This is a genomic window from Shimazuella alba, from assembly GCF_009831235.1.
GTDB classification, from domain to species: Bacteria; Bacillota; Bacilli; order Thermoactinomycetales; family Thermoactinomycetaceae; genus Shimazuella; species Shimazuella alba.
The window spans coordinates 12,289-24,541 of record NZ_WUUL01000004.1 but is presented as its reverse complement, the minus strand read 5'-3'; the positions used below and the strand labels follow the sequence as shown (position 1 = coordinate 24,541).

Annotated in this window: 13 protein-coding genes and 2 pseudogenes; 2 read left to right on the top strand and 13 right to left on the bottom strand. The window is 40.8% G+C overall.

The annotated features are described in order from the left end of the window. Window positions 1-242 precede the first annotated feature (242 nt). A complete protein-coding gene (locus tag GSM42_RS06945) occupies window positions 243-560 on the top strand; it encodes a hypothetical protein (RefSeq protein WP_160800831.1) in 318 nt (105 codons plus the stop codon). 96 nt (window positions 561-656) lie between these two features. Here GSM42_RS06945 and GSM42_RS06940 read toward each other — a convergent pair whose 3' ends face one another. The 3 genes from GSM42_RS06940 to GSM42_RS06930 all read right to left on the bottom strand — a co-directional run bounded on the left by GSM42_RS06940 (window position 657) and on the right by GSM42_RS06930 (window position 2,277). Further along, window positions 657-857: a hypothetical protein gene (locus tag GSM42_RS06940; protein ID WP_160800830.1), complete on the bottom strand. Its 201-nt coding sequence runs from the start codon at window positions 855-857 to the stop codon at window positions 657-659. Between the two features lie 186 nt (window positions 858-1,043). Beyond that, entirely contained in the window at window positions 1,044-1,337 is a 294-nt protein-coding gene (locus GSM42_RS06935; protein WP_160800829.1) for a hypothetical protein, read from the bottom strand. A 736-nt stretch (window positions 1,338-2,073) separates the two neighbouring features. Continuing rightward, window positions 2,074-2,277, bottom strand: a complete 204-nt coding sequence (locus GSM42_RS06930; protein ID WP_160800828.1) for a hypothetical protein — start codon at window positions 2,275-2,277, stop codon at window positions 2,074-2,076. Between the two features lie 48 nt (window positions 2,278-2,325). Between GSM42_RS06930 and GSM42_RS06925 the strand changes: the two genes are divergently transcribed. After that, a complete protein-coding gene (locus GSM42_RS06925; protein ID WP_160800827.1) occupies window positions 2,326-3,867 on the top strand; it encodes a recombinase family protein in 1,542 nt (513 codons plus the stop codon). Window positions 3,868-3,987: 120 nt separating this feature from the next. Here the strand turns inward: GSM42_RS06925 and pdxA are convergent, their stop codons facing one another. The 10 genes and pseudogenes from pdxA to GSM42_RS06880 all read right to left on the bottom strand — a co-directional run. After that, window positions 3,988-4,986, bottom strand: coding sequence for a 4-hydroxythreonine-4-phosphate dehydrogenase PdxA (pdxA, locus tag GSM42_RS06920; RefSeq protein ID WP_160800826.1), 999 nt, complete (start codon window positions 4,984-4,986; stop codon window positions 3,988-3,990). Then, on the bottom strand, window positions 4,983-6,290 hold the full coding sequence (locus GSM42_RS06915) for a four-carbon acid sugar kinase family protein (RefSeq protein WP_160800825.1): 1,308 nt from the start codon (window positions 6,288-6,290) through the stop codon (window positions 4,983-4,985). Before GSM42_RS06915 ends, pdxA begins: the two co-directional genes overlap by 4 nt. Before the next feature lie 52 nt (window positions 6,291-6,342). Next, window positions 6,343-7,305, bottom strand: coding sequence for a 2-keto-3-deoxygluconate permease (locus GSM42_RS06910; protein ID WP_160800824.1), 963 nt, complete (start codon window positions 7,303-7,305; stop codon window positions 6,343-6,345). Window positions 7,306-7,429: 124 nt separating this feature from the next. Beyond that, window positions 7,430-9,181, bottom strand: a complete 1,752-nt coding sequence (locus tag GSM42_RS06905; RefSeq protein WP_160800823.1) for a sigma-54-dependent Fis family transcriptional regulator — start codon at window positions 9,179-9,181, stop codon at window positions 7,430-7,432. Between the two features lie 113 nt (window positions 9,182-9,294). Further along, a complete protein-coding gene (locus tag GSM42_RS06900) occupies window positions 9,295-9,432 on the bottom strand; it encodes a hypothetical protein (protein WP_160800822.1) in 138 nt (45 codons plus the stop codon). Between the two features lie 227 nt (window positions 9,433-9,659). Further along, window positions 9,660-9,863, bottom strand: a pseudogene (locus tag GSM42_RS21145) (DUF2975 domain-containing protein); the annotation flags it as partial. 36 nt (window positions 9,864-9,899) lie between these two features. Continuing rightward, window positions 9,900-10,313: a DUF2975 domain-containing protein gene (locus GSM42_RS06895; RefSeq protein ID WP_420820976.1), complete on the bottom strand. Its 414-nt coding sequence runs from the start codon at window positions 10,311-10,313 to the stop codon at window positions 9,900-9,902. 441 nt (window positions 10,314-10,754) lie between these two features. Continuing rightward, window positions 10,755-11,177, bottom strand: coding sequence for a nuclear transport factor 2 family protein (locus GSM42_RS06890; RefSeq protein ID WP_160800821.1), 423 nt, complete (start codon window positions 11,175-11,177; stop codon window positions 10,755-10,757). A gap of 544 nt (window positions 11,178-11,721) precedes the next feature. Continuing rightward, the gene (locus GSM42_RS06885; RefSeq protein ID WP_160800820.1) at window positions 11,722-11,862 is read right to left on the bottom strand and encodes a hypothetical protein; all 141 of its coding nucleotides are present in this window, start codon (window positions 11,860-11,862) and stop codon (window positions 11,722-11,724) included. A 128-nt stretch (window positions 11,863-11,990) separates the two neighbouring features. Continuing rightward, window positions 11,991-12,098: pseudogene (locus GSM42_RS06880) on the bottom strand (flagellar biosynthesis protein FliA); the annotation flags it as partial. Between the last annotated feature and the right edge of the window lie 155 nt (window positions 12,099-12,253).

Genomic DNA, 12,253 nt, shown 5'->3' with positions numbered 1-12,253 from the left:
TCATCCATTAGTAGCTTTTTCTTTTCATTGATTCACATATAAAAATACGCTATTTTTGTTATAGAGTATTGCTCCTATCCGATTGAGCGATCCCGAACCCTATGAGGAATGATGAGTAAGATTGAGTTCCCCGCTGGTGATCCCACCCGCACTCTATCTAATCAGATCAGGTCTGGGATATCCGTCCTGACGCCCTCACAGAGCTTCCAAAGGTAGGCGATAAGATTGGGTGCAGGGTGTTGATGCGCTCTATGATCTGCAAAGTAACCTTTTGTGTCAACCGAGTGGATGGTCGGAGCACGATCCCATCTGATTCTAAGGTTCATGGGCCAGTTGCGAATTTTCGTGCTGGTCCACCTGCTTTCACAACCTCAAACCTCGCCATTTCATGGAATCATCCTTACCTATCATGTGATAATGCTTATTCTACGATTGATACAAGATACAACTCCGCATTAACCATCTTTCAATTGAATAGTGTCGACTTTTCTTATGGTTTGAAAACTATTGCATTATCCCCCTGTTTGCAAAATAAAAAAGCTACCCATCCCATCGGATGACTCTTTGTACACGATAGATTTAAAAAAAATCCTCTAAACGATGGATCGACCAGGCTGCCCGAAAACGACCCAATCGGCCACTTGCTCCATTAGGAGCTAGGTGTTACTCCTCCATGTAACAGAAACAGCACCCATCACACATGCCACAGGACTTAGGACAGTTAGTCCGAGCCGGACATGCGTTGCAGAGGGAACACATCGCATTGTTGGGACGCGGAGCTGACGGATCGTGCTGATTCCCAGCTCACCATCGATGGAAGGCGTAACTTCCCTTTCGATCAGACAGACGCTGCTCATGCTTGTCTATTTCCTAGTTGGGTTGTATCCTCACAAATGTGATTCCTTTTCTGAGGATTAACTCCTATGTGTAAAATAAAAAAGCCGCCCTATGACGGCTCTCATCTATTATGTTTGTTACAAAATTCAGCGACCGACTACCAAAGTACCCAAAGGTATCTAGTAGCCGGTCATGTGGTTCAAGTTCTACTGAATGTCGATGTGTAGGATCTCGACCATGTCGACTGCGTCTTGGTTGCCTAGTGCGGCAGCTCTGTGCCAGTAGGCAAGCGCTTCATCGGGACGGTCCAGAATCTCCAGTAGTTCTGCCGCTCGATGTGCCTTCTCTGGTTCGCTGTCAGCGAATGGAAGAACGTCCTCCAACTCTATGGATGCCCGCTTCAATCTCTCGTAACTCGGCGAAGAAGGCTCGACATCTTGTTCAGCACGTTCTAGTAGGTAAAGGAGAATGGCCAGCGGTAGATTCTGCTCGTCGCTCACTTGGATTCCTTCTCAAGAACTTGACAGATACCACAATTATAACATGCACCACAAATATAGGGATATTCCCCATTATCCAGAAACTCTCTTACTTTTATAAACCTTTAGCAAAAATCATACCCATCAATCGACTTTCTTTTCTCATTGATTCATTGCGTTATATTTAAAAAGAGTAGATTGCTCCTATACGGTCGAGCGATCCTGAACTCTAGAATGAGGAATAATGAGCAGAGATTATTACTTTCCTACTCGTAAACCTAGCAAAGAGTTCGAAAATGGAGTCAAGCTCTGGATAATTAGGGATAAGGGTAAGGATAATGGTGTTTACTATCAATACCTTGTTGGTAAAAGGTTTAAAGCAGTCGTAAATTCTAAGAAGAATGTAGTTTACGTCACAAACATTAATATTAATGAGAAAAAGACCGAACCTCTTCCTTATGCAATCGAGTTGGAATGTCGAAGAAAAGATTTACGTGACCAACCCACAGACAGGGACTTGACAACGGAATACAAAACCCACCGGGTCAACAGGCAACTTACAATGTTCTAATGGATAACGAAAAAGCGCGAAAGAACTATCTCGTCGGGGGCGTTATCAACTAGCTTAAGAGTGAGGTCGTGGAATCCTAATGTTCACAACGCTGATCGGCATCCTATCGTCCAGCACAAAATTTTTAATTTTAAAGGTAATTTTGAATCCAATATTATAGAATTTCAGAGACCTATTATGGTCTCTTTATATACACTTTTCACCTTTACCCTCTTTATCTATTTTTTGTTGTCCTTCTATATCAGTGTTATAATTGCGAATAATACATAATTTTTGATCATCTGCCATCATATTCCAGATTTTACTTATCATCAGATTGATCTCTTCCCACTTTTGAAACCGTTCTTGATTACTCATTACTGGCGGAATAATACTTACATTTGGTGGCATAGGATCACCTCAATTCATCCTATGCGAAAAATGTTGGAGGACAACCCTATGGATAGGACTTGTATTTATTTACGCAAATCCCGTGAAGACGTAGAGGCAGAAAAAAGAGGCGAGGGTGAAACACTCGAAAAACACAAGAAAGCATTATTAAAAGCAGCGAAACAACAAAATCTAAACATCATCAAAATCAGGCAAGAAATTGTATCTGGGGAAAGCCTCATTCATCGCCCTGAAATGATGGAACTATTAAGAGAAGTAGAAGCAAAAATGTACGATGCAGTCCTTGTGATGGACATGGATCGTCTCGGTCGTGGGAACATGAAGGAACAAGGATTAATACTGGAAACGTTTAAAGAAGCAGATACAAAAATTATCACCCCTCGGAAAACGTATGATCTGCATGATGAGTGGGACGAAGAATATAGCGAGTTTGAGGCATTTATGGCGCGGAAAGAATTAAAGATTATCACACGTCGATTACAAGGTGGACGAATTCGTTCCGTTGAGGAAGGCAACTATATCGGAACACGCCCTCCCTATGGATACGAAATCAAAGAAGAAGGCCGCAATCGATTCCTTGTCCCACATCCGAAACAAGCCCCAGTAGTGAAGATGATTTTTGAATGGTATACATCTGATGATCCAAGGGAACGAATGGGAACAAAAAAAATAGCAAACAAACTGAATGAGTTAGGATATCTCAGCTATACAGGTATCCCATGGAAAGGTTCTAGTGTGCTCATCATCATCAAAAATGCAGTTTACACTGGTAAAGTCCAGTGGAAGAAAACAGCATACAAAAAATCAAAAGATCCAGAGAAACGAAGAGAAGCAAAAATGCGACCACAATCTGAGTGGATCGAAGCGCAAGGAAAACATGAACCTCTGATATCTGAAGAATTGTATCAGAAAGCGCAAAGTATTTTAAAAAATAAATCCCATGTTCCTTATCGGACAAATAACAAGATAACAAATCCTTTAGCAGGATTGATCCGATGTGCAAAATGTGATTCATCTATGGTACTTCGTCCGAGCACCAAACAAAAACCTCATCTCATCTGTCAAGACACTATCTGTAATAACAAAAGTACTCGGTTTGAATATGTCGAGCAGACACTGCTGCTTCATTTAAAAGAATGGCTCAGTCAATATAAGTTGCAATGGGAACAAGGAAGTATAGATGAACCATCCCAAAATAAAATCCAAGTTTATCAGACAAGCCTCAAAAATCTGGAACAAGAGTGGAAAAATTTAATCGATCAAAAAGGAAGGCTGCATGATCTATTGGAACGTGGTATTTATGATGATGATACTTATATCGAACGTTCCAACTATATTGCAGACAAACTCGCAGAAACAAAAGATAAAATCAATCAAATCAAAAATGAATTATCCCTTGAAAACGAGCGTATGATTGCAAAAGTAAAAATCATTCCCCAGATTGAAAACGTCATGGATTTATACAGGAACACAACTGATCCCAAAATAAAAAACAACTTGCTCAAATCTGTTTTGAATAAGTGCATTTATAACAAAGAAAAATGGCAAATAGGAAACAACTTCACCCTTGATATCTATCCAAAACTTTAATACCTTTGATCGTATATATGGGCATGGGTTCTACCCCAATATGACTGTCTATTATTTTTTTATAAGAAAAAGCTGGTGATTGGTAGTACTCCATCAGCAGCTTTTTATGTGTTCGGTTATTCAACTCTTTTTCGGCGCGAGCTCAATCGCCTGTCTTATTGCTTCTTGTAAGCTTTTTTCATCAGCAATGCCCTTGCCTGCGATATCAAATGCAGTTCCGTGATCAACACTTGTGCGAATGATCGGTAAGCCAACCGTAATGTTAACCCCCGCATCCAATCCAAGTACTTTGACCGGTCCATGCCCTTGATCATGATACATCGCAACTACAATATCAAAATCCCCGCGTACCGTTCGAAAGAAAAGTGTATCTGCAGGAAGCGGGCCAACGACATCGATGCCCTCAGCTTGTGCTTTTTCCACACCTGGGATCACTTTTTCTGTTTCTTCGCCATAGCCAAACAGGCCGTTTTCACCCGCGTGTGGATTAATTCCACAAACAGCGATTCTCGGTGCGTCAATCCCTGCTTTTTTCAACGTTTCGTCTGCCATCTTAATCACGTTGTATACACGGGTGGGATGGATACTGTTAATCGCATCGATGATTCCGATATGAGTGGTGACGTGAATCACTTTTAGATTTGGAGCGGATAACATCATCGAGAAATCAGTAGTATCAGTCAGATCAGCTAATATCTCTGTATGACCTGGATAGATGTGACCACCCAAATGCATCGCTTCTTTGTTCAACGGTGCGGTGCAGATCGCATCAATTTGTCCATCTTTGGCTAAATCAACTGCTTTTTTGACAAATTCAAACGCAGCATGTCCCGCTTCAGCTGATACTTGTCCAATCGGTAAGTCAGCTGCCACAAGATCCATATCCAAGCAATAAATCTTCCCAGATACAAATGCGGCATCACTAATCTCTTTGATAGAAACAATCTCCATATCGGTGTGCGTAAACTGCTGTGCACGCGCAATTATTTTCGCATCCCCGATGACAATGGGCCGACACTTATGATAAATCTCACCATCAGCCAAACTCTTGATGATGATCTCTGGACCCACACCTGCTGGATCACCCATCGTAATTCCGATGATTGGTAATTGGTTCATGATGCTCCTCCTTTTAACTCGTTTACAGCATTGACCAGTGAGTTCTCATGGCCAAATGCGCCCGCTTTCGTAATCGCAAACAATGCTAGATCTCCAGCTGTTAACTTTCCAAGCGGAATACCTGCCTCTACTTCTCGTATCAGTTCCAAACCACTGACCCCGATCTGGCGACAAACATCTTTGGCAGTATCGCCTCCAGTCAGAACAAGACCCGAGACATAAGGCTCGTTTTTCACCAGTTGACTGGCGATTTGGCCCAACCCTTGAGAAATCCGCTTGCTCACCTCAGCAGGTGTCAATCGTAGCTGGCTCGTGGCGTGCTGCGTAGAAAGGCGATTTTCCGGACTTGCCGCTACATACAATACAGCATGATCTCCTTGGGCATACACCTTACTCAACTGACAGATCAATTCTTGTTTTTTTCTCTCCCACTGCGTTGTTTCCGCAAACACAGACATTGGGTCAAGCTCGATCGCTTGGATATCATTTTTTTTGATCAACTTAGCAATTTGTTGACTGGTGACACTGGATAAACTTCCTGATACGGTAAGAACGCGGTGACTTTGCATATTTGCTGGTTGCTGGGTTGACACCTGTTGCCATCCCAGCATAGTTGGTAAATATTCAGCCAGCCCCGCAGAGCCCACCCAGACAACGTTTGTTGTGATTTTGGAGACACAGAAAGCGATCCACTCAAGGTGTGCATCTGTTTCAGCATCAAACACCAGCCATTTCACACCTTGATGCTGCCATTTCTCCAGCTCCGCTCGCCATAATGGAATGTCTTGACCCAACTCTTTTGTCTGCACCAAACCTACGTGTTGACTTGATTGGGATTCAAGTAAGCGGCATAGTGAAGATTGTACGACTGGACTTTGTGGATCGTGAGCGATCTCAGTTTCTGTAATCCGGACGCCATGTAAAAAGTGTGTTCCTTGTATGGTTGTTCTACCGATTCGCGGAAAAGCAGGAACGATGATACAAAACTCCGGTTCGAACACATCTGTCACGGCTTGGATCTCTGCACCAAGATTGCCACGCAACGTAGAGTCTACTTTTTTATAAATCTGAGTAAAATTATGTTCTTTCAAAAACATAGCCGCCCGATGTACAGCCTGGTATGCTTTTTCTGGACGCACAGCACGACTATCTGTGTCGATAACGACTGCATCGTGTTTGATCGGCACATCAGTGATGGGAATTACATCGAACATCACCGAGGTTCGCAATCCTTGTTTGACCAATTGTACTCCACTGTCATTTGCACCTGTCAAATCATCGGCGATGATTCCAAATTTATGCATCTTACGCTTCCTTTCTTTTGCTACAACCAAGTGTGACTTACTCCTATGTTTACTATGCTGTGTTCGCTTTAACACCGATGCGTTTCGCCCACCAAGAAACGACGATCGGAACCAAAATCGCTGTAACGATTACACAAGATGCGATTAACGCCGTTGCAGATGGTACCAATGGCGCATAAACGGCATTGGCTGAAGCGACTGCCGCAGGAACACCAACAGCATTTCCTGCTGTTGATGCTGCCGATAAACCAGCAATTCCATTTCCCTTACCTACAAAACGATCCGCAAAAAACAATGTCGTGCCTGTTACAGCGACAACAGCCACACCAAGTAATGCGCCTAGTAGTCCGGCTTTCCAAACATCAAGCAAGTTCAGCCCCGCACCAAGCGAAAACGCAAAGAAGGGGACAAGTACCGGAACGGCTTTACTCAAATACTCACGCATATCTTTGTCCAAGTTCCCCAACACCATCCCTACGATAAGTGGAATGACAGCACCCAATAAGGTTTGCCAAGGAAATGCAGCGAGGCCGGCTACACCGAGGGAAATCATCGTAAAAAAAGGACCTGATTCTAAACTCATGATCGAGTACGCACCAACATCTTCTTTTTTTCCAAACTGACCCATCAACGCCATGTACAAGCCACCGTTAGTATCATTCATGGCAGCAGCAATCGCAAGAACTGAGATTCCCGTGAAGAAACCGCTTTCAATCATGCCTTCCCCAAGAAACTGAGCAGCGATAAATCCGACAATCGCCGCAGTGGCAACTTTCGTTCCTAGTAAGGCTCCACCTTTTTTGAGAATATAGGGAGTTGCTTTAAAATCAATTGTTGATCCCATACAAACGTAAAACACTGCTAAAATAGGTAACGCACCTGTCATCATCGCGCCTGTAAATGAGCCGAACGTATCAGCTGTATTTGGGAACAGCGTATTGATAATCGCCCCGATCAACAATGGAACAATCATCATCCCTCCCGGAATGCGATCTAATGTTGCTTTGATCTTCATCAATAAGCCCTCCTTCTATCAATCGATTCAATATGAAACAAAAAAATAAATAAAACGTTTACATCTGCATTATACGCTTATCCCAAACACGCAACAACCAAGTATTTGTTTAAATATGAAACAATCACTTCAACTTTCTCCATAACGTAGCTCGACTAATACCCAGTCGTTTCGCTGCTTTTGACTGATTCATTCCCTCTTCGCGCAAAACGACTTCCAATATTTTCTTTTCTATCTGATTCCAAGTACCAGTCAAATCAATATTCGCAGCCGTTATGTTTGCAGCTTTTGCTTCAATCCGCTCTCTCACTTGGTTCCATTCATCCATGCCAATATAGTACCCGCTGGAAAGAATGAATAATTCATCCATAATATTTTCAAGTTCTTTTAGATTGCCTGGCCAATCATATGCGAGCAACTCTGTCAAAACCTCTTTCCGCAGACCAACAAATTGCTTATCAGATACGATATTATGCTGAGCGATTCTCACACGAATCATCTCTTGGATATCAGCTTTTCGTTCGCGGAGCGCTGGAATGACAAGCTGGCATTCGCCTAGTAGATGGAGCAACTCGGGATCAAAGACACCGCTTGTTAGCAGGTTTGACCAAGGGATACGTGATGAACTAATGATTCTGAGCTTTGTCCCTTTTCGCAGCACTTGTGCCAATCGTTCTTGTAAGGGAACGGATAATCGGTCTACTTCCTCCAAATAAAGGGTATCGTTTACGCCTATTTGTAGTAGACCAATCTGTGTAGACGTGCCGAATAATTCAGCAGCTAATTGATCATCGCTTACTGCTGATGAACACATCACACGATAAAAGTTGCCTTGATTTCGAGAGTTAGACAGATGGATCGCCTCAGCAAAAACCGCTTTTCCTGTCCCCACTTCACCAGAGAGCCACACCTGTTTGTCAGTCTGCGCATACGTGATTGCTCGCTGAATTGTTTTCGTAATCTGCTCACTCGAACCTACGATTTGTGCGAATGAAGCGAGCTGCTGTTTTTTTTGTATTAGGTTCCATTCATTCGATGCGTGCGAATCCGGTTCAACATAGATCAAGACTCCATCTTGTTGTGGAATAGCACAGACATGGTAAGCTCGATTTCCCACCCATACATGTTCCCACTGACGGCTGGTTTCTTTGAGCAAAAAAACCAACTCACGAGGTAGACTGGATATGTCGCCAATCCACTGCTTGACGGACTCATTTGAATATTGAATCTCCCCGATTTGGTTAACTAGCATCATGCCCATGGGAGCTTGCTGCACCATCTGCTGAAAAAAACTAGCTCGTTCGTTCTCTTTTTGATAAATCTCATATATATGCTCCACTTCCGATAACATCTCTGTGATTGATTCTTCACCGGATGTGATCAGTATCCCATGGTGACCGAGTTCTTGCGCCATCTCAACCGTCACCACATCACCTAGCACGATCTGCGCACCTTCCCGCACTGCCTTTTTCAGTGTCTGACGCACTTCCAACCCATCGTGAATGGGATAGATCGGGATCTCAAAATCCAGTAAACCCGCAACCGTCAACGCACCACGGCAAATATTCGGAAAACCGATAATCGCTAGGCGACTATGTGAGTCTTTGATCAATGTCAACACGCGTAAAATATCATAACCTGAGACCGGAATGTCCACGACAGGGATCGAGACATGCTGACGAATAACAGACGCTGTCCCTCCTCGACTGATAATCACATCATAGTTCTCTTCTTCAGCACGCTTCACGATTGGCAGTGCATCCTCCAAATTCGCAATCTCTACATCTATTGAAAATCGACTATGCTCACCCACGACCTTTGTTAGCAGGTCTCGCAAACCAGGGTAAGGAGCGATACCTTTGATTTTGATTTTCATCTTCCGCCCTCCATATGTTTCGTTTTGAAACATCCATATGAGATTATACAACAACCGAGAGGAAAACTCAGCAGCTACGAAAAGGAATCATCGCAAATAATACATTTCCATACCTAGGATACTGTAGTTGGATTATTCCCATCTAGAAGAAATGATTCGCCGAGTGCAGCTCTTAACTTGATGGATGTATGCGGTTCCCCCTCCGCTTTCTTCTTGAATGCTAAGGCATATGTTTTTCTGATTTTCCCCATGAAAAAATCCCCTCTTAAGTAAAACAATAGGACATCTTTCTTTTTCCTATCTACTATTCGGGGATCATATTAATGTCAGTCTTCCTTTTTATACAATTGTAAATTTATTCAAGCGGTTTTACTTAATTAGAGTATAAACTATAAACTATGATTTCTCTCGTATCCAACCTCTCAGGAAATTATAAATAATTTACAGATAATTATGATAACTATATATATATCCCCGGAATTATCTGTAAAATATTGAAAGTATGATAGAGAGCAAGGTAAAAAGACATAGCCACTCCATACATCCACGATGAAAACAAGATATTTCTGAGGCAATATTTGGATACAATTTTGCTGCAAAATTCGCCATATGAGGAACTAAAAATATACACAAAGCAAGTGCACAAGTAGTCCTATCGTAATACAGCTATTTTTAAAAACAATGTTGTGACTTCGCTTAAACTAAATACCTCACATTTTTACTGCATTTTTTTCAGGAAATTTTTAATCGGTTTTTGAAGAACACCTACAAAAGCAGCTACGGTACTTGTTAAGAAAATACCCATTAGACTTAGTGATATTGGACCTGCTGCATCTTCACCTGTAACTTTAGCAAGCACTATTAAACTTACGACCCCTAATAAAATGAATAAAATGACTGCAAAAGTACATTTCTTTATAATCCTCAAAGATCTAAGGGATAACTCAGAGAAAGCATTGTTCTCTTCGATATAGGTTAATAGTTTAAATGCTTGATACAACACAACAGAAAAAGTAATACAAAATCCGTATGCACAAACTAAAAAGGGGATAAGGAAGTAAGCCGTATCTGGATGTACCCTAGCGTCTTTAACGGCTATTTCAGGCAGCCAATAAATACAAAAAGCAAGCACTGCAATTCCAGCAAGAAAAATAACCACCTTTAAGAAAGTGGTTGAACCTACTTCATTTTACAATAAATTTATATTGTTTATTATTATATTATTATTGTTATCACCAGTAGCCATAAGATCAGAGGAACTCTGATGCCTTTGATCATATATAAGGTCAAAGATAATTCAATCTGATTGAGTCCATAGATCACTTTGTTACAAACTAATAAGACAGGGTTCTAATCAGTAGGACTATTCCCATTTTCTGGTCTATTGGACTGTTCTTCAAAGGAGGTGAACAAACTCCTTTGGATGGTGTTAATCTTATTTTTACGAAGGAATTTCTCAAGAACATAGTTCGTCATATAAATACCATAATATGGTCTCTTACCCTCAATGAAATAAAAATTTATTAAAGCTTCTTCGTTTGATGTGTAGTAACCAAATGAAGAAGCTTTTACTTTAGTCCTTTCGAAATGATTCTTCCAAGCCAGCAGTATCTTCGAATCCTTGGAATAATTTAATCTTGTTATCTTCTATTTCGACTACCACAGCCCAAGGACTTTCAAAAAGTTTATTAGTAGTTCGTACTCGATGTATAAACTTTCCCCAAGCAAAAGCAGTTGTTTCATCACCAATGATTTTATAAATACGGAAATCTTGTGTATCTAAATCTTTTTGAAACTTAGCTAACAAACTTCTTACTTCTTCTATCCCACAATATAGTCCATAGAAATGGTGGTTGCCAAATTCCTTAGCAGCAGTAAATTTTGCATCCTCATGGACATATTTTAGAGCCAGTTCTGGGTCATGTAAGCTTTCAAAATAGCTTTGCAATACGTCTACTGGTTTCATTGTTTTTATCCGTCCTTTTTTGTTGTCCAAGATAACTAATTCCATTTATATATTACAATCAAAAGAAACATATCATGTAATAGAGATTACTTATATAGATTTTTCATAATTAACAATTGGTTTAATTCTTCCTTCGATGGTGGAACTATTGTCCAATCTGAATGCTTCATTCCAGAATTAAACAGTTCCTCATATTGTACTGGAATTGAAGATAGGCTTCCGAAGCATAGAGTAGAGTATTTATTCAGGCGAATTGTACTATTAAATCTTTCTGTCTGAATGTCTAATTGAGACTCAGATATAATTTTAAGCCACCCTAAAACAGTACTTTTCCTGTATGTATGATTGATTGTGACATTGTTAAAACGCCTCCTAGTTTTTATATGTTGATGTTTATAGTTCTAGTGTACTTTCCCCCGTAAAAAGTAACAATTTCGGATTCCGATGCAAATGATCGGTTTTAGTAATGATTGAATAGAATAGTATTAGAGCGTATTTAGATTGGAGTTATAAATAATGGATTGGGATTAGATCCACTCTTCATGAGATGATCACCATACACTCGCGACTAAGTTCAGAGATAAAGTTCTTCAGCTTGTTCAAAAGTATCAGATGAAAACAAGAAGAGTTTTTCGTACTCCGTCAAACTTACGGCGAACATTTGCCCAGCTACTAAGGTGATATCGGTTCGGTTTTCAATTACTTTGTTAGACACATACCCACATGCACATAACCTTGGAAATCTCCCAAAAACTGCTTGGTTGTTTCTCTTTAAATGTGAGCTGGCTCAACTTATTTTTGTCTTTTCTAAAGCTTTGATACCTTTGTTCATATATATAAGGTCAAAGGCATCTCATTACCTTCTTTATCTGTTCCGATTGGGTCATGTAAAGATACATCTTTACGAGCTTTTTTTAATGAACGAAGATGCATTAATATTTCTATCCTAATGTCAATAGTAGTGCTTAAGGGACATTTATAACGTGTAGATTTCTACACGGTCATCGAATCACATTTCCATACCGACTTGTCGATAAGTTCCCATCTTCTTTCTTCTCAAATATTGATTGTTTCATTTTCCCTCCGGCTTTTTCCCATCTCAAAAA